Source organism: Nostoc sp. (assembly GCF_036917535.1).
Taxonomy (GTDB): Bacteria; Cyanobacteriota; Cyanobacteriia; order Cyanobacteriales; family Nostocaceae; genus Nostoc.
Genome location: NZ_JBALDA010000070.1, coordinates 1 through 19,410, shown reverse-complemented (window position 1 = coordinate 19,410; position 19,410 = coordinate 1). Strand labels below are relative to the sequence as shown.

General features: G+C 39.6%; 14 protein-coding genes. 6 read left to right on the top strand and 8 right to left on the bottom strand.

Annotation, left to right across the window (positions count from 1 at the left end):
* The first annotated feature begins 639 nt into the window (after positions 1-639).
* Positions 640-3,957 carry a two-partner secretion domain-containing protein gene (locus V7K56_RS22960; protein WP_334913906.1) on the top strand — a complete coding sequence of 1,106 codons (3,318 nt, stop codon included), beginning with the start codon at positions 640-642 and terminating at the stop codon, positions 3,955-3,957.
* Positions 3,923-6,547, top strand: coding sequence for a CHAT domain-containing protein (locus tag V7K56_RS22955; protein ID WP_334913904.1), 2,625 nt, complete (start codon positions 3,923-3,925; stop codon positions 6,545-6,547). The genes V7K56_RS22960 and V7K56_RS22955 overlap by 35 nt, the downstream gene beginning before the upstream one ends.
* Before the next feature lie 189 nt (positions 6,548-6,736).
* On the opposite strand, the gene V7K56_RS22950 is transcribed toward V7K56_RS22955, so the two are convergent.
* Both V7K56_RS22950 and modA read right to left on the bottom strand, forming a co-directional pair.
* Positions 6,737-7,576, bottom strand: a complete 840-nt coding sequence (locus V7K56_RS22950; RefSeq protein ID WP_334913902.1) for a DUF928 domain-containing protein — start codon at positions 7,574-7,576, stop codon at positions 6,737-6,739.
* Positions 7,577-7,865: 289 nt separating this feature from the next.
* Entirely contained in the window at positions 7,866-8,681 is an 816-nt protein-coding gene (gene modA / locus V7K56_RS22945) for a molybdate ABC transporter substrate-binding protein (RefSeq protein ID WP_334913901.1), read from the bottom strand.
* 799 nt (positions 8,682-9,480) lie between these two features.
* Between modA and V7K56_RS22940 the strand changes: the two genes are divergently transcribed.
* Positions 9,481-9,690 (top strand): TOBE domain-containing protein, encoded by a 210-nt coding sequence (locus V7K56_RS22940; protein WP_334913899.1) that lies wholly within the window; start codon positions 9,481-9,483, stop codon positions 9,688-9,690.
* A 218-nt stretch (positions 9,691-9,908) separates the two neighbouring features.
* Here the strand turns inward: V7K56_RS22940 and V7K56_RS22935 are convergent, their stop codons facing one another.
* A complete protein-coding gene (locus V7K56_RS22935; protein ID WP_334913897.1) occupies positions 9,909-10,067 on the bottom strand; it encodes a hypothetical protein in 159 nt (52 codons plus the stop codon).
* A 188-nt stretch (positions 10,068-10,255) separates the two neighbouring features.
* On the opposite strand from V7K56_RS22935, the gene V7K56_RS22930 reads away from it, so the two are divergent.
* Positions 10,256-11,014, top strand: coding sequence for a HesA/MoeB/ThiF family protein (locus V7K56_RS22930; protein ID WP_334913895.1), 759 nt, complete (start codon positions 10,256-10,258; stop codon positions 11,012-11,014).
* A 66-nt stretch (positions 11,015-11,080) separates the two neighbouring features.
* On the opposite strand, the gene V7K56_RS22925 is transcribed toward V7K56_RS22930, so the two are convergent.
* Positions 11,081-11,290: a TOBE domain-containing protein gene (locus V7K56_RS22925; protein ID WP_334744866.1), complete on the bottom strand. Its 210-nt coding sequence runs from the start codon at positions 11,288-11,290 to the stop codon at positions 11,081-11,083.
* A 527-nt stretch (positions 11,291-11,817) separates the two neighbouring features.
* On the bottom strand, positions 11,818-12,489 hold the full coding sequence (locus tag V7K56_RS22920) for a hypothetical protein (protein ID WP_334913892.1): 672 nt from the start codon (positions 12,487-12,489) through the stop codon (positions 11,818-11,820).
* Positions 12,490-13,347: 858 nt separating this feature from the next.
* On the opposite strand from V7K56_RS22920, the gene V7K56_RS22915 reads away from it, so the two are divergent.
* Positions 13,348-14,445, top strand: a complete 1,098-nt coding sequence (locus tag V7K56_RS22915; RefSeq protein WP_334913890.1) for an SMP-30/gluconolactonase/LRE family protein — start codon at positions 13,348-13,350, stop codon at positions 14,443-14,445.
* A gap of 106 nt (positions 14,446-14,551) precedes the next feature.
* Here the strand turns inward: V7K56_RS22915 and modD are convergent, their stop codons facing one another.
* Complete coding sequence (gene modD, locus V7K56_RS22910; RefSeq protein ID WP_334913888.1) at positions 14,552-15,412, bottom strand: ModD protein; 861 nt, start codon at positions 15,410-15,412, stop codon at positions 14,552-14,554.
* 413 nt (positions 15,413-15,825) lie between these two features.
* Here modD and V7K56_RS22905 point away from each other — a divergent pair, with 413 nt between their 5' ends.
* Positions 15,826-16,533 (top strand): 2OG-Fe(II) oxygenase family protein, encoded by a 708-nt coding sequence (locus tag V7K56_RS22905; RefSeq protein WP_334913885.1) that lies wholly within the window; start codon positions 15,826-15,828, stop codon positions 16,531-16,533.
* A 366-nt stretch (positions 16,534-16,899) separates the two neighbouring features.
* On the opposite strand, the gene V7K56_RS22900 is transcribed toward V7K56_RS22905, so the two are convergent.
* Positions 16,900-17,856, bottom strand: a complete 957-nt coding sequence (locus V7K56_RS22900) for an extracellular solute-binding protein (RefSeq protein WP_334913883.1) — start codon at positions 17,854-17,856, stop codon at positions 16,900-16,902.
* A 955-nt stretch (positions 17,857-18,811) separates the two neighbouring features.
* A partial coding sequence (locus V7K56_RS22895; protein ID WP_334913882.1) for a CAAD domain-containing protein occupies positions 18,812-19,410 on the bottom strand: 599 nt, incomplete at its 5' end.

Sequence of the window (19,410 nt, the reverse complement as noted above, 5' to 3'; positions counted from 1 at the left end):
CTTTGCCTTCTGATTCTTAATTGGTAGCAGTGAGATTGGTTTATTCACGGCTGGGAATCAGAAGTTTTTTAGCTTTGCCTTCTGATTCTTAATTGGTAGCAGTGAGATTGGTTTATTCACGGCTGGGAATCAGAAGTTTTTTAGCTTTGCCTTCTGATTCTTAATTGTTAGCAGTAAGATAAGTTTATTCACCAGGGCAAACGCACGTAATTTGTGAAACCCTTGTTACATAAGGATATTGATGAAAAAATAGCCTCAATTATCAAACGATCAAACCTATGCTATGAAAGGATTCTTATAATTAGATGCGAGGTGCGTTTGCTCTAGTTTATTCACTTGATTCAGCAGTGTCAATTTGCTAATATCCTCTGTTGTGCATAAATTCATTGTCCTGACACTTACAGGAATAGCCCTTTCAAGGTGACTCGTTAAATATCTTATTTTTCTTCAGCGCTCTCTGTGCCTTTGTGGTTTATAAGTAATTTATTTAACTACTATAGAAGCAGAAAACACAGAGTAACGAGCTTAAAAAGTAATTTATTAACTAAACTTTTTACCTACCTTGAAAGAGCCAGTCCTGACACTTCTACTCAAGATTGAGGCTTCCAACCTAAATTTCCTTATCTATAGGAGAGTGCAATGTCTTTTAAAACTGCGCCAAACTGGTTACAAGGTCTAGGAGTTGCCATTGTCAGTGCAGTTACCTTATATACAAATAGCTCAGTTGCTCAAATCACCCCAGACGGCACTCTGCCAAATAATTCCAGTGTGAAATTAGAGGGCAATACCAGGATTATTGAGGGTGGAACCATCAGAGGGGGTAATCTGTTCCACAGTTTTGGGGAGTTCTCTGTTCCCAATGGCAGTACTGCTTTGTTCAATAATTCACTCGATATTCAGAACATCCTGACACGAGTAACAGGTAAGTCAATTTCTAATATAGATGGCTTAATTCGTGCTAACGGTAAAGCAAACTTATTCTTGCTCAATCCTAATGGAATTATTTTTGGTAAAAATGCTAGTTTGAATATCGGCGGTTCCTTTGTCGCCACAACAGCCAATGCCATTGGGTTTGGTAATTTGGGATTTTTCAGCGCCTCAAATCCAGAAGCACCTTCACCCTTGTTAACAGTAAATCCAAATGCCTTATTATTTAATCAAGTTGCGGCTTCCCTGATTCAAAATAGTTCAACTGCGCCAGCACCAGAAGACCCAGCTGGTTTTAAAGTATCTGGTTTAAGTGTTAAAGATGGAAAGAGTTTGCTGCTAGTAGGTGGCAATGTCAACATGGATGGTGGGAGACTGAATGCTTATGGTGGTCGAGTTGAATTAGGAGGATTGGCATCAAGCGGAACTATAGCGCTTGGGATAGATGGTGACAACTTTCGCTTAGGCTTTCCTACTGAAAGTGCGCGAGCGGATGTTTCTTTAGCTAATGGATCTAGCGTAGATATAAAAGCTGCTGGTGGTGGGAGTATTGCAGTTAACGCCCGGAATATAGAGATGAAGGAAGAGAGTTTCCTGCAAGCAGAGATAGACAGTGGTAATAGTTCTGATAATAGTAAGGCTGGAAATATTACGGTTAGTGCAACTGGAGCAATAAATCTTAACAATGCAACCATTAGTAATCGGGTGCTGTCAAAAGCAAATGGACAGGGAGGCGATGTCAATATTAGTGCTAGCACGTTACAAGTTGAGGCTGGAGCACAGGTAATTACTAGTACATCTGGTGTGGGTAAGGGAGGAAATTTGAGCATTGATGCCCAAGATGTGCAACTAATTGGTAGCGCTGATGGTCAATCTGCCAGTAGATTATTTGCTGGCGCACAGCCAAACTCAATAGGGGATGCAGGTGATTTGACGATTAAAACTAATACCTTGCTAGTCCGAGATGGGGCAGAGGTAAGAACTGCTACATCTGGTGCGGGTAAGGGAGGAAATTTGAGGGTTGATGCCCAAGATGTGCAACTGATTGGTAGAAGCGCTGATGGTGAATTTGCCAGTAGATTGTTTGCTGGCGCACAGCCAAACTCAACAAGGGACGCGGGTGATTTGATGATTAAAACTAATACCTTGCTAGTGCGAGATGGGGCACGAGTAAATACTGGTACATCTGGTGCGGGTAAGGGAGGAAATTTGAGTATTGATGCCCAAGATGTGCAACTGATTGGGATTGGTACAAGCGCTGATGATCAGTTTCCTAGTGGCTTGTTTACTTCTACACAGTCAAACTCAACAGGAGATGCGGGTGATTTGATGATTAAAACTAATACCTTGCTAGTGCGAGATGGGGCACGGGTAAATACTGGTACTTTCGGTGCGGGCAAGGGAGGAAATTTGAGCATTGATGCCCAAGATGTACAACTGATTGGTGCTAATGGTCAGTTTTTTAGTGGCTTGCTTGCTTCTGCACAGGCAAACTCAACAGGAGATGCGGGTAATTTGGCGATTAATACTAAAACCTTGCTAGTGCGAGATGGGGCACGAGTAAATACTGGTACTTTCGGTGCAGGCAAGGGAGGAAATTTGAGCATTGATGCCCAAGATGTGCAACTGATTGGTACAAGCGCTGATGGTCACTTTCTTAGTAGCTTGTTTGCACGAGCAAGCCTAAACTCAACAGGAGATGCGGGTGATTTGATGATTAAAACTAAAACCTTGCTAGTACGAGATGGGGCACAGGTAAATACTGCTACTTTCAGTGCGGGCAAGGGGGGAAATTTGAGCGTTGTTGATGCCCAAGATGTGCAACTGATTGGTAGAAGTGCTGATGATCACTTTCCTAGTGGCTTGTTTGCACGAGCAAACTCAACAGGAGATGCGGGTGATTTGACAGTCAAAACCAATACGTTGCTAGTCGGAGATGGGGCACAAGTAAATACTGGCACTTCCCGGGCGGGTAACGGGGGAAATTTGAGTATTGTTGATGCTCAGGATGTGCAACTGATTGGTAGAAGTGCTGATGATTACGATAGTGGCTTGTTTACACAAGCAGACTTAAACTCAACAGGAAATGCGGGTGATTTGACAGTCAAAACCAATACCTTACTAGTACGAGATGGGGCAGTAAGCGTGCAGAATCGTGGAACAGGAACCGCAGGCAACATGAAATTAAATGCACGCTCTATCCGTTTAAACAACGGCTTACTCATCGCCAATACACGCAGCCCCAAAGTTGACCTGGATAGAGAACAGGCGACAATTAACATTATTAACTCAAAAGATTTAATTATGACTGGCAACAGCAACATCAAAACTGATGCCAGAGGAAGAAAGGTTATCGGTGGCAACATCAATATTGATGCCGATATCCTAGTTGGTTTTGAAAATAGCGACATCAGCGCTAATTCTGCTAAATTTCGTGGCGGGAATGTCACAATCAAGACTAAAGGTATCTTTGGTATTCAGTTCCGAGATGTACCTTCCCCAAACACAAGTGATATCACCGCCACAGGGCGAAGGCAAACTCGCAGGTTGAGCGGTAATGTAGAAATCACTACACCTGATATTAACCCCACTCGCGGCTTAGTTGAACTCCCAATTAATCTGGTTGATGCTTCTAGGCAAATTTCCACCGCCTGCACACCTGGAACTCGGCAATTCCAAAATACATTTGTGGCAACAGGACGTGGTGGACTACCCATGAGTCCCACTGAACCATTACAAGATTCAAGTACTTTATCAGGTTGGGTAAGATTAAGGTCAAAATCAGAAAACTTGGCAAACACAACAACTCAGCCAAAATCAACAGCAGTTTCAACTACTACCAAAATTGCTACTAAAACTCAAATTGTGGAAGCTTCTGGCTGGGTAATTAATCCCAATGGCAACATAGAATTAGTAACACAAGTTCCTCAATTCAATTCCCACAGCCTTTGGCAAACACCTGCTGACTGTCCTGTATCTCAGGGAGGTGTGAAATATGGCAAAATTTCAACTACCAAAGCGAGTAATTAGATTTGCGGTAACTCCCGTAATCTTATTTACCCTTGCTGTTTTCCTAACTATTATCCCTAGCACATTTGCTAAACAACAAAAGACAAATTCACCAAACGGGTTTAACATTCCAATCAATAAACCCCCAGCCACAACACCACAACAACTTCTTGAACAGGGAGAAGCACTTTATCAAGCTGGACGCTTTACTGAAGCGCTAAATGTTCTCCAACAAGCTGTCCGTACCTATCAACGAGAAAGCAATAACCTTGCACAAGCCGCAGCGCTGACTAATCTCTCTGTTGTATACCAGCAACTCGGCTCGTGGAAAGAAGCTTATGCAACTGTTAACAATAGCCTAAATTTACTTGGCTGGGATGAGATAAATCAAAAGTTAAATGTCAACAATCCAAAATCTGAATTGTTAGAAATTCTTGCACAAACTCTAAATATTCAGGGCGAATTGCAACTAGCACAGGGACAAACTGATGCATCTATAAAAACATCACAACAAGCAGAGCAAATCTGGAAGAAATTAGGTGACAATGCTGGAGTAACGCGCAGCCGGATTAACCAAGCACAAGCTCTACGAGTTGCTGGGTTTTACCGCCGTAGCTTAAATATATTAGAGGAAGTATCCAAACAGTTACAAGCTCAACCTGATTCTCTTGTAAAAGTAATAGCTTTGCGATCGCTTGGCAATGTCTTACAACAATTAGGCGAACTAGAGTCATCTCAAAACAACTTACAACAAAGCTTAGAAATCGCTCAACGTCTGCAACTGCCTCTAGAAATTAGTTTGACGGAATTTAGTCTTGGTAATACTACTAGGTCGTTAAGTAACATTAAAGATGCGATCGCTCATTATGAAAATGCTGCCAAAATTGCACCAAACCCTCTAACCAAAGTTCAAGCCCTGATTAATCAGCTGAGTTTGCTGGTCGAAAACGAACACATCACTCAAGCAAAGTCATTAATACCCACAATTCAATCTCAACTCCCGAATTTGCCTACCAATCAAGCTGGTATTTATGCACGGATCAATTTTGCTCAGACTTTGACCACAATTGGTAACAGAAAAGACATTGCAGAGATTCTGGCAAGTAGTGTTCAGCAAGCCAAAATAATCGGTGATGAACGGGCCGAATCTTATGCACTGAGCAGCTTAGGAGAAGTTTACGAGCAGAACCAACAATGGCAAGAAGCACAGGATTTGACGCAGCAAGCGTTGTTTACGGCTCAAAAAATTGATGCCTTAGATATAACTTATCGCCTTGAGTGGCAGTTAGGACGCTTACTCAGAGCACAGGGAAATATGCCAGCCGCCATATCTGCTTATGATGCTGCTGTAACAACTCTTCAGTCTCTTCGCAGCGATTTAGTTGCGGTTAATCGAGACGTACAGTTCAATTTTCGCGATCGCATAGAACCCCTTTATCGGCAGTCTGTAGAGTTGATTTTACAAGATAAAGGACAAGGAAAACCAGATTTAGATAAAGCACGTCAGCGAATGGAAGCCTTGCAAGTTGCAGAACTCGATAATTTTTTCCGAGAAGCTTGCTTAAGTAACCAATTTGTGGTTCTGGACAAAGTAGTAGACCGCGACAACCCGAATACTGCTATTTTATACCCGATTATTCTAGATAATTATTTAGAAATTATTATCAAACTTCCCAATCAACCGTTGATACATAAAACTTCTAAAGTCAAACGTCAGCAAGTAGAGCAAGTTATTACAAAAATACGAGATACAATAGTCGAACCTGATGCTAATCTGCAATTTAAAGCAGTTTCTCAACAGCTTTATAACTGGTTAATTAAACCAGTTGAAACAGACCTCAAAAATGGTAAGGTTAATACTCTAGTCTTTATTCCAGATGGGTTGCTGCGAAATATACCGATGGCTGCATTGTATGATGGCAAAGAGTATTTAGTGCAAAAATATTCTGTAGCTATTAGTCCTGGACTGCAACTATTTACTTCCAAACCTTTAGCACACAAAAAATTAAATGCTCTGGTTGGAGGACTATCACAACCACCCAAAAATGAAAGGTTTGCACCACTTCCCAACGTTAAAGTTGAACTGAAATTAATTCAGGAATTAGGCGTATCGACAACGACATTATTGGATAAAAATTTTACTAGTACAAATTTAGCAAAAACTATCAATGCTCAAGCTTTTAAAGTTATTCACTTGGCAACTCATGGGCAATTTAGCTCTAAAGTAAAAGACACTTTTATCCTAGCAGCTGATGGACGCATCAATGTGAGTGAATTAGATAGTTTGCTTAAAAGTAGAGAGCAAAAACGAACAGAGCCAGTTGAATTACTTGTTTTGAATGCTTGCGAAACAGCTGCAGGAGATAACCGAGCTGCATTGGGATTAGCAGGAGTTGCCCTGCGTGCTGGTGCGCGGAGTACTTTAGCCTCTTTATGGCAAATTGGCGATAACTCTACAGCTTTATTTATTGAGGAATTTTATCGTCAGTTAGTGACTGGTAAAACTACAGCAGAAGCTTTACGCTTTGCTCAATTAAAATTACTTGAAGTTCCTGAATATAACCGTCCGATGTACTGGGCACCCTACGTTATAGTTGGTAATTGGTTGTAGAAATCTAGGCTTATATAGTAATCCTAAATGAAATTGTGAAAATTTTTATTATAATCGTCCTTGATCATTTGTCAAGAGTCATTTGCAATTTACTTAAAACAAATGACTAATGACTAATGACAGCCAACTCCAAAAATATTTCATAAATGATTTAGGACTGCTATAGATACTTTACTGGATATGAAATTATTAGCGGCTTGGTAATTTTATTAGGGGCATCATCGCAATATTATCTAAATTGATTGATTGCAATAAACTTTGCCAATCTTTTTCAATAGATGCATCATTATAATTAGAAATACGTAGTTGTGCTAGCATATTTAAAGCGTCAAACCAAATCCCTTTTTCAGCATAGATTATAATTTTTTGTCGAGGCTCATTTGCGGCTTTTAGTTGTTGCATAACACGAGTGTCTAAATTGATTCTTTTAATGTCCCCTTCTACATATACAGGAATGCTTGCTGTTTCTTGGTTACAACGTATTTTTAAATACCAGCGATATGTCTGATCTACTTCTAATGAAGCAGTACTAGGGAGAGATATACCAATGATACTTGGCTTTGAAGGTAGGGCGATCGCATTTCTATAAATATCATTTTCGGCGCTATCTTGTAAGCTAAATTCAGCGCTTGAGTTAGACAAATCCTTAGTATAGGGAATGTAAAACCAAAATGTAGGCCGTTCTAAAGTGGTTAGACCCTCTACAGTCCCGATAATTGATTTGTTTGTCTGGTTGCCAACCTTTTGTTCCTCTTGAAATGGTACTAAGGCAGTGAGCGGGGTTGAAACCACAGGGCAATTATCTCGACTACTCATTCCTGCTCTCCGCCCAGATACAGGACTTAATGGAGCAGGTGCTTTTGGCAAAATAAAAACTGGTCGAGAAGTAGGTTGTTGAGGTGAAGCAAGTGTTTTAACTGGTTGTGCAGGCTTTTTATTAGTAACTGGTTGTTGAGTTTGATCTGTTACTTGTGCTGAATATTGGGTAGTGCTGCTCAAAATCAGAGCAGTTGTTAAGATCCATTTCATTAACTTAACAGGTACGATTTGTGCTTGTTGCTATCGTCATCATAAAGGTTAACGTAGCATTTGGTTAAATTGATCTTCACCATTTTTGTAGGTGATCGCATTTTATTTGAATTTAAGTTGAGACTGCAAGCTTCAGCTTACAAAACAGCACAGAAAGCACTTAATCGATTTATTCAATAAATAAAACTTATGGTTTACAGCTTTTGATTGCTACTAAAACTGTGCTTATTAGGGCTGGTTTGAATAGTGCGTTGAATCCTCAACCAGCCTTGTCAAAATTTCTCTGGTGTTAACTACCAGCTACCGTAAATCCCTGTTTTTCAAACACAGTTTTGGCTTCATTGCCCGATAAAAATTGTACAAAATCCTTAGCGGCATTGACATTTTTACTGCTTTTGAGAATCGCGATTGGATAGACGACGGGAGAATGGGTTTTTTCAGATGCAGTTGCTACAATTTTGACTTTTGGCGTACTTTTGGCATCTGAAAGGTAGACGACTCCAGCATCAGCATTACCTGATTCTACGTAATTGAGAGCTTGACGAACGTCTTTGGCATAGACGGCTTTGCTTTTAACGGCGTCAAGAATTTTTAATGAAGTTAAGATTTGTTGAGCATATTGTCCAGCCGGGACACTTTTAGGTTCGCCTAGAGCAATTTTCTTAATACGTGGTGAAGTTAAGTCTTTGAAATCAGCCACAACTGTAGAATTTTGGGGTACTATCAACACCACTTGATTTTTCAGTAAGTTTTTGCGAGTCCCATCAACTAACAAACCTTTTTGCTGTAAAGCATCTATCTGTTTAGTTGCAGCTGAGATAAAAACGTCAACTCCTGCACCCTGTTCAATCTGTTGTTGCAAAGCGCCTGATGAGCCAAAGTTGTAGGCCAATGTAATGTTTGGCTTTTCCTTACTGTAGAGAGGTTTGATTTCGTTCATTGCATCTCTGAGGCTAGCAGCTGCTGATATCGTCAAATTTGCTGTTTGGGCAGCTGGACTAGTAGTTGAGGATAAGTTAGGTGTAGTCGTTTGACTACAGCCAACGATTAGTAAAAACGATATAAAAACCCAACTGACAAAAGTCAGGATTAGTTTGTTATTCATTTGCAGTCTCTCAAGCATTTTTTCTTAATCAATTCATAATTTACCAATCTAGCGACCTAGTAACCAAAAAAACTGGTAAAAAATCACAGATTACTACTTAGAACTGACTGTTACCAACAACTGCTACAGATATTGAGTAATTTTTTACCAACTCTACTAGTAATAATATCAAATTACTCAGTAATTTATACTACACAAGCTACTTTTTCGTACCAAGATTAATAAACAAATTGATATCAACTTTTGTCGTGCCTTTTAGCCAATTTAAAAAAAGTAAAAGGAATTCCTAAGCGTTGAGCTATACGCTGCACTTGTCTTAAGGTTTTGTGGGAACGAATTTGTTGCTTACCTTTGTTGTTGTGATGTCTGCGGTATTTCATTTATCTGTTTGCCTTTTTTGTATAAAAAATTTCCCAAACCTGTCTATGCAGTAACTATGAGATGATGTCTATCCACTGAAGCTTTTAACCTTCACCTTAGCACTAGCATTTTCGTCACTACCAAATTAAGTTTACTTTTGTTGTCAAAATTAATGTTACAAAATGAAGTAGTACCAAGAATTTCTTTTGCGTGTGTCAGATAACAGTCTGAAAAATGGTTGGATTAACTACAACTACTTTATAGTACTTTTATTACCAAATAAATTGGTTTAAAAAGATATAAATACCAAATTATTTATGTGTATTTTATATATTAATAAATAGTAAAAAATTATATATTTTCTATCATTAACGATACAGATTAATCTAATTAGTTGTTATTATCTATGTGTAAACAAAAAGACAGTAGAAATCATAAAATGCAAGTTAGCGCTCGTAATGCTCTCAAAGGAACTGTAAAAAACGTTGTTATTGGCTCTGTAAATACTGAAGTAACAATAGAAGTAGCATCAGGGGTAGAGGTGACTGCAATTATTACCAAATCATCAGCAGAAAATCTCAAACTTACTGAAGGTAAAGAAGTTTATGCCATAATTAAATCATCAGATGTAATAATTGCCATAGACTAAAGTAATTGTTGGAATTCTATTAAAGGGGGCTATCAAACTGCTCTTTGTAACGCGATCGCATAAATAAGTTGTTGGTATAACTGTCCCATTAATAATATGTTGTAGATAAGCTAAACCATAGCTATTTAGTCTATTAGCCACACCACCAAATGTCTACATAGGATTGCGATCGCACGCTTTTGATGTCTCAAGATAGCGATAAACTGCTGTACTGGTGATTATTCCAAGTATTCTTTGAGAATCGCCAAGTCGGATCGCGCACGATGAAGAAGAATAAATCCCAACCTCAAGGCGGCAGTTATAGATGCCGTACTGATTCCTGCATCAGCCATTGCTGTATATCCCACCAGAAAGTAATAATACTTCAAAGGCCCCACGCTTTGCTGTGGGGCTTATTTCATTAAGCATTTAACTCAGGATAAAGAGTATTGCACATAGCTCCCTTAATCATGTCTAGAATAAGTACCAACTTTACAGGTACTAAATCAGAAAAATGTATAGAAAACTACAATACTTGCTACCAACTAGGTGGTAGATTTTACGACTGATAAAGAGGTAAAAAGCGATGAACTTAACACCCATTGAGTTAGAACGCTATCACCGCCAAATGATGCTTCCCAATTTTGGAGAAGCAGGACAAAAGCGTTTGAAGTCTGCAACGGTTTTGGTTACAGGTGTAGGAGGATTAGGCGGTACATCAGCGCTTTATTTGGCAGTAGCGGGTGTTGGGCGGCTAATCCTAGTTCGGGGTGGTGACTTACGGCTAGATGATATGAATCGTCAGGTTCTGATGACAAATGATTGGGTAGGTAAGCCAAGAGTACTTAAAGCCAAAGAAACTTTGCAAGCTATTAATCCTGATATTCAGGTGGAAGCAGTTCATGATTACGTTACAAAAGAGAATGTAGATTCTTTAGTGCAATCTGCTGATATAGCTGTTGATTGCGCTCACAATTTCACAGAGCGGAACTTGCTCAATGAGGCTTGCGTGCGCTGGCAAAAACCAATGGTGGAAGCTGCAATGGACGGAATGGAAGCTTACCTAACGACGATTATTCCTGGTGTCACTCCTTGTCTATCATGCTTGTTTCCAGAAAAGCCTGATTGGAATCAGCGTGGGTTCTCGGTTATCGGTGCTGTTTCTGGTACACTAGCTTGTCTTAGTGCATTAGAGGTAATAAAGTTGATTACTAAGTTTAGTCAACCCCTATTATCACAACTGCTGACAATCGACTTGATGCGAATGGAATTTGCCAAACGACATTCTTATCGCGATCCTTCATGTCTGGTGTGTAGTAGCAGTTCTTGCTCGGAAAATTCGTAAATAGTTTAGATAATCGTAGCGATCGCTCTATAAGCGGCTCGCCACAACTTGTTTATTCATTTCGAGCTATTCTGTAGCAATTATGACATCTGACGCTTTAATCACAGCGATCGCTTGTTTTCCCTCTTGAAGTTGGAGATGCTCTACTGACTCTTTGGTGATAATTGCAGTTACTTCCACCCCAGGCACAATTTCTAATATAACCTCAGAGTTGACTGCTCCTGGGTGAATTTCCTTAATAGTTCCTTTAAAGGAATTACGAGCGCTAACTTCCATATTTTGATACTCCCTAGTTTTAAGATAATTCTAAACTGAGTAATACTAACAACTATCAGATTATTAGATTATCTTTATTTAGTGGGATGCTATCTTCTGCCTTATAGAAGAACTTAGATATCAAACTGGTATTAGAAAATGGCGAAAAAGTCGATAGTAAAATAGTCAAAGGGATAGTCAAAGCTTGGCGGAGCATTCATTAAAAATTGTTTTTGGTGATCTGGCTACTCAGTTATTTTGGTGCGTTCTGATAATTCTTGGCACATGATAGATTTAGTAATTTGTCAAGCAGCTGAATGCCACTAACTATACTGGTTACTTTTTTGATAATTTAATATAACTTTTTTTACAAGATTGGAATGCTCTTTATTAAACCCTGATTCTTGCATCTGGATGAAAATATTAAAGCTTTGTTTTAAACGAGCAAGAAGGCGTAATGTTTGCAATCGAAAACCACTTGGTCTACTCGAGCAAGTGGTGTAGAAATTCTCCGTTGTCGGCGTCTTTAATCAGAAAGGTTTTTAGAACTATTTTGGTTTCAAAGGAGAAGGAGGAGCAGATAATATGAGGATATTTGTCACATTACTAACGTAACGACCTCCAGCTTTGTCACCTGGAACTACTAAACGAGCAAATCCTTCATCTGTTAAAGGCACTACTTTACCATCACTACCTTTTTTTGCAAATGCAATTAGCACTGTTTTCCCTTCAAAGTTAGGTTGAATTTCACCAATAGCTACGACTGCACCATAGCAATCTGTAGCGTCGACTAGAACATATTGCCTCAGAAAAGAGTTTTTACTATTCACCCCAGAATTTCCAGGTTTTAGACCACCTCCGGCTTTCGGATTATTAATCAATTCCCAAAGGGGAAGTCCATAGTATGTTTCTGTTCGTGGCCCTGAGCCGGTTTGAAAGCTTACAGTGATTTCAGTAATTAATGCTGGATTTTGTTTTTTTAAAGTATCTCGCAAATTTCTCAGGTTTTGCAAGTTATAAGTGGTTGGATTCTTGATTTCTCCACCCAAGCGAAAACTTTGTGAAGAACCTCCAAGACACTTATTTTTATCCCACAGAGAAGGTGTTTTTTCTTCTTTACTCCAAGGAAGATTACTCTTAGAGTCAGCTAAAGTAGGCTGCGATAAAACCAGTATCGATAGTATTAAAGACGCAATGGGTAACTGGCGGGTAAAACGCATAAAACATTTCTCCGTTTACTATTGAATATTCAAACAATTAGATCGTTTTACTCAAAGCTATTTGCTCAATAAAAATTACGTATCTTTATTGCCAAAATTGAGCAGTTTGACAATAGATTCTATTAGATAAAAATAAAAACGGTTCTATCGTTAAACTTTCAACTCCTTACAGACGCTACTAAATAACTAGTTTTTAATAACTCATATTAAAAACTAATGAATCCTTACGCCAAAGTTAGTCGCAAACCTCTTGTTAGATTTGCGTTTTTCCAAATGGATAAGTGTATCTGTGTAATCTAATGAAGATAATACCAACTTATTGAGTAAAATACCAAATAATATAGTAATCAAATACGAACAAAATTAATTTTTATTTCTTTTGAGAATAGTGAAGCTTAATATTGTAAAGAAACTAAGCTGTCGTTATTTGCCTTATAAATACAGCACATTTCAAGTTTATGAGGTACACAAGCTAAGTCTGTTATCCAGGTATAAAGCGTGTTTTACTTTAAAATTCTGAATTCTGCTGTAGGTAACTATCCTCAGTAGATCGAAAACTTTTGTAAGTTGACGAAATAATCAGGGTTTGGGCCGACGTTTTGGGGCTGAAGATGGCGATGTCTACGACGAGTTGCGCCTACGCTTCCACTCAACTCTTAACCCACTAACAACGCTTGTTCCTCAAAAACCGGACTCTAAAAGGATTGCAGCAAATTGTGTTTATCAACTCAAATGAACGACTGGTAAGGTTTTGGAAAACTTTTCGGTCTACTGACTATAGTTGGCGATCGCATTGTGCCATTTGCGTACGTAAGTCCTGAATAAGAAGATAATAAATGTATATCAACATTGCAAATTATGAAAAAACTTGGTTTATTTGTTCTATCAGTACTTTTGATTGGTGGTTTGACACAATTGACACAAGCATCCGCCAACAACAAAAAATGGTATAACAATCGGATTGGCATTGAGCATAAGAAAGATTTGTCGTCGGTTGACACTAAGGCTTCCACTATTCCTGGCAGAATTGTCCGCTATGATTCCCGTGTTAATAGTATTCTTCCCGCTAAGGCCAAATTAGAAAAATTAGCAGATGGATTTCTCTTGGTGGAAGGTCCGGTCTGGAATCGAAAAGAGAAATATCTGCTGTTTTCGGATGTGAAAGCCAATAAAATCTACAAATGGGAAGCCAGGAAAGGGATCTCAACTTATTTGAGTCGCAGTGGATATACTAAGGACACTCCCTTTAACGGAATAGAACCCGGTTCTAATGGGTTAATCTTTGATCGCCAAGGCAGACTGGTGATGTGTCAGCATGGCAATCGTCGCGTCGCTTGGTTAGAGAATAGAGAGAACAACACCCAAATTGCTCTGGCAAATCGGTATGACAACAAACGGTTGAACAGTCCCAATGACCTGGTTTACAAATCTAATGGAGACCTGTACTTCACCGATCCCCCCTATGGTTTGCCAACCCAAAGATTTGATGACCCAAAGAAGGAACTCCCGTTCAGTGGCGTTTACCGCGTATCGCCCGATGGCAAATTAACGCTATTGACTGATGAAATTCGTTCTCCCAATGGCATTGCATTTTCTCCAGATGAAAAGATTCTTTATGTCTCCGATTCAACCACCAAACAATCGAGATGGCTGGCATACGATGTAGCACCGGACGGCACGCTTCAAAATGGTCGCACGTTTGCGGATGGCTGGACATGGGAACGCAACCGCCAGGGTAATCCCGATGGGATCAAGATTGATCAGGCAGGTAACATGTACGCTGCCGCACCCGAGGCAGTTTTCATTTTTGCTCCCGATGGGACGCTTCTGGGGAATATTGAAACGGCTGTACGAACAAGCAATTTAGCCTGGGGAGAAGATGGTCACAGCCTCTTTATTACAGCCAACACAGCCATCTATCGCATTCGCTTGACTGCCACAGGCGAGGGATATTAACGGAATGACACAGGTTCTAAAACAAGGTTAATTAAGTCAGTGATAGACCATAAGACTTACGCATTGACAAAAATCGATAAATGTGTATAAGAAGTTATGGCAAGTTTCAGATGCGATCGCCAGCCATCGTCATTTTGACTGCAATATCGCATGGTTTACCAAAGTAGGGTGAACTTGTCACTAAAATATCTACACCAGTGCTAGCATAATCCTTTATATTTTCAGAGGTAATACCACCAGCTGCTGCTAGTTTTAAGTTTGGATGCTGCTGCTTCAACTTCAAAACTAGAGGCTCAAGATCTGGTAGGGGAATTTTATCAAACTGAATTAAATCCACACCTGCTTGAGCAGCCATCCAAGCATCTTCTGGTGTATCTACTTCAACACAAATACGTTGTTCTGGAAACTTTTGTCGCAGTTCATTCATGCACTCAATTAGCCCAACTATACCTCCCAGGAATATTAGGTGTTGGTTAAAAATTAAAACTGTTTCAGATAATCCTAAGCGATGAAAAAAACCCCCGCCAGCTAGAACTGCTTTGATAGAAAGCGCTCTAGTACCTGGAAAACATTTACGAGTAGTCACAATAGAAACAGACTGATTTACTGTTTTAGCAGTATCTACTAATACTCTTGTACGCGAAGCAATGCCAGAGGCGTATTCCATCAAATTTAAAGCAACTCTCCAGCCACTGTGCAAAGCTTGAGCAGTGCCACTAGCTTGAAGAATTGATTGCTTCTCTTGGCAGACCGTACCACTTTCGACTTGATAATGAACTTCAGCACCACAATATTTTAATACTCTGGCTGCTTCTTCAGTAGCGCAAATGGTCATCGGATGACGGCAAGAAAACTCGATTTCACCAGGTTGCTTGCCAATGCCAAGTCCATAGGTTGTCAAATCTAGGTAGGGAACATCTTCCTGAATTAACCTAGCGATCGCTTCATCTGAAAAGAAAACACTCATTTTAGTTTTATGATCGGCTGACAAATAAATAGCTCAACCAAGATTCACCCTAAACCTAATCTCATTCAGTTGTCGAAATTGTAATATTGGTAACAAATTGATGAAGGAGGCAGGAGGCAGAAGGTTTTTTTCAGAAGGGGATTCCAACCCCTGCTGAAAAAGAGCCAGTAAATTGACAATTTGGTGAGGGTCTAGAACTCTTGTTCCCTTTGGTAACAGCAGGAAACAAAGCAAAGCCGGAGCCACTTTGCCTCCTGCCTCCTTTGATAACTTTGTTAAGAAAAAATATATACCTCAGTCGCCAAAATTAGTTAAATGCTGAAATTGGCAACTATTGACTTATGATCTCAAGCTTGAATTTAGCAATCATACAGATAGTGTAAATTACAAACATAATCCAAAGAACATTGAGAATGCTAAATTTAGATGCCATTCACCATACAACAATGCAATCAGTTCCATACCGTTATGCTGTGATAAAGAATTTGTTTGCCAAAGCAGCTAGCTTGGAACTTGCTGCCAGCTTTCCCCAGGAACAGTTTCGCTTATCAATAGGGGAAGGATATGGGTATCTTTGGAGTGAGATGCTTGCTAGTAACGAGGATATTGCTTTGATGTACAAATTTTGCGAGCGCGCTAGCCCTGAATTGTCAGCTCATTGGCGCGATCGCATTACACAAGGAAGATTATCTTCTAATCTTGGTAATCTCAGCAGTATTTGGCGACAACTGATAGAAGAACTGTGGACACCTGCTTACCGCCAAGCCTTAACACAGATGTCTGGGGTGGAACTTAAAGACTGTGCAATGGTGATTGGGTTTCGTCGATATAATCTAGGCCACTGTCATCGCCCTCATACTGATGAACCATCGAAAGCTCTGACTCATTTGCTATTTTTCAATGAACAATGGTCTATAGACTGGGGTGGTTGTTTGCGAATTCTCTTTGACGAAAAACCAGAATCTGTCTTCCAAGATATTGCACCACTGGACCAGTTTTCGGCTGTGATTGTGCGCTCAGAGAATTCCTGGCACATGGTAACTCCAGTAGCATCAACTGCACTACGGTGCCGATTGGCTCTCAGGATTACTTTTTTTCACAATCTCGATGTAGGTGCTTAGTCGATAGTAAAAATCCAATTCCTACACAAAAAGCGATCGCTGAGGCAAGTAGCGTGGGAACTCTGCATTGTAGGCATCTTTAATCTGAAGGGTTTATTGTAGGTTATACCAATTTGAAAAAAGAATGCGACAAATAGACCACTTGTAGAGACGCGATGAATCGCGTCTTTACCGAAAGATGTGTTGCAATCATTAATTGAATTGGTATTAAGTTAAGCAAAGCGCAACCCAACAAAGCTGCGAAAATTTTGGGTCTATGTTCCTCAAACGCCACTTTTTAAAGAGCGGGAACGCTAAAAGCGAATAAGTCGGGAAACCGCAAGGGCGCAGTGATTCCCCAACCTACACAGTTTAAGGTTTTTGGTACTAACCCAAGCGTATTGGTTCATCTCTAACTTGAACTTTTTGCTGTATGGCAGCAATCAACTTTCTCTGCAAGGCAAAAGCTACACTCACAGCAAGTAAAATTCCACCAACCCCCTGAGGTTCGGGAACTGACTTCGGACTATTAAATCCATACTTTGCTAGTATTTTTTGTCCAGTTGGTGAAAGGATATAATCAGCTAGTTTTGAACCTCCAGGATTCGCATCCTTAAGTACTGTCAAACCATAGTCAGCTTGGGTTTTTAAGCTATCTGGCAATTCTACTATCTGTAAACTTGGTGAAATTTGTTGGGCAGATAAAGCACTGGTGTAATAGACCAAATAGATGTCTGCTTTGTTGATATCTTGCAGATAGTAGACTATGCTGCCCCCCGGACTATTCCTCTCTGGCGGCAATGTTCCTGATAATATTACAGCTTTACCATTCAGTTGGGCAAAGCTGCCTGGATTAATTTGTTCAGCTTTGCGAAATACTTCAACCCCGTAATCTCCCAAGGGATCGCTTACAGGTTTGGAAATACCTAATTTAACGTCGGTATCGAGAAACTTATCAAGCAGATTCTCTGTGGTGAGTGACACTTCAGGTATGGCGATCGCATAGATAGGATTTCTGGCAAACGTTTTGACTTCCCCACTTAAGTTATTTTGATTTAGTGCAAGGGCATTACCTAAATCCGCACTGGCAAAGACATCTGCCTTTTCCCCTGCTAACAACCTATCTTTCAATGAACCAGAGGAGGCAAATTCTGTTTTCACAGGAATCCCATATTCCTGGGTAAAAGCACTAGCAACTTCCGAAAGCCCACCCCTCAAGCTACCAGCAGCATATAAAGTCACCTCAGGAAGTGCTGCCAGTGTGGCTGCTAAAGTCTGTTTTGTAAAAGTAAGATTAACAACTAATGCAGTCAGTGAAGCGGCAAGCAAATACTTTTTCATCATTTTTTAATCGCCCATAAGTAAGGAAAAAATCACTTTCTCGTTTTTGATAAGCTAAAACACATATTTCTTGCATAGTCACTCGTGCGGTTTTTTGACTGCTGACAGTTGACAGTCAAGAGTTAACACTCAACAGCCAACACGACCATATATGATTTAAAAAGTGTGGAACAGCTTAACTAATGCTTAAACAGTCTCGATCTGAGCGTTTAAACAATATTTGAATTATTTCAACAATATTGATGATGTATGCTTTTATACAAATTGGTGTTTTCGTTGAAGTTATCATACCAACTTGGTTGGATAAAATCAATTCAACTACGTAATTAAACGCTGACTTTATCAAAACTTTAAATAAAAAGTTTTTTATCTTGATGAGATTAGGTATATGACAAGACTTTAGGAGTAACTACGACACTAGTGCTTTTGCGATGCCTACGGCGAGCATACCCTGCGTCTCATTAGCAGTCTCTCGTAGACAAGAGAAGCGATCGCACAACCCAAACTCGATGATAAACCTGAAGCATAGGTGTAGGATAGTTTGTTTGCAGTAATGCCACCAGTTCCTGGTTAAATAGTTCTACTTTATCTGGTGTCAGACTAGCTTCTACACCAGCATTAGCACGAATACATCCACGCCTAAATGAGATTGTGAAAATTTTTGTTATAGGTCGTCCTTGGTCATTTGTCCTCTCTTACAAAGTTGAGGCAGTCCGTTGGCGGGGTTCCCCCGCTTAAAGGAACTGCCGTCTGATGCCTACGGCAGGCTGCGCCAACACCAAAAGCCGACGCTCAGACTTTGCGCTTTGTCATTTGTGACTACGAATAACAAATGACTAATGACAGCCAACTCCAAAAATATTTTACAAATGATTTAGAACTGCTATAGCATGAATGTGTTTGTTTGCCTTATGCTTTCTTTCATAGTGAAAGAAAGCAAACATGGAGGCATAACAGCTTATGAATCTTGTCCTTGGACAATTTCTTTTTGGATAAAACTAATTTGTGCAGCTAATTCCTGCCGAGTAGAAGCTTTGAATAGATATCGGAAAACAAACCAGATTAAGTAACCAATTCCAGTCAACTCAAAAACTAGATTTAACTGTGGAATTTCATTTATTACATCTAATACAGCTAAAACTATCTTAACTGCAACTGTTGTTGTAATAATTGTAGTAAAACAAATGATTGGCAGCTGGTAGTCCATGGAGAATCTACTTAAATATTTAGGTAATTGCTCCAAATAGTCAGAAAAACTACTGCTATTTTGCTGCCATTGAGGTAATGGTTGATTAACAAGTAGTGGTAATGGTTGAGTTTCAACTTTTGAACTTTCAAGTCCTGCGATAGATTCCGTTGATGTAGTATCAAAACATTTCGATTGTTCTATTTCGCTCTCGCGATGTAATAGCTTATCAGCAGGTAGTGGCAATGGTTGAGTTTCAACTTTTGAACTTTCAAATCCTGCGATAGATTCCGTTGATGTAGTATCAAAACATTTCGATTGTTCTATTTCGCTCTCGCGATGTAATAGCTTATCAGCAGGTAGTGGCAATG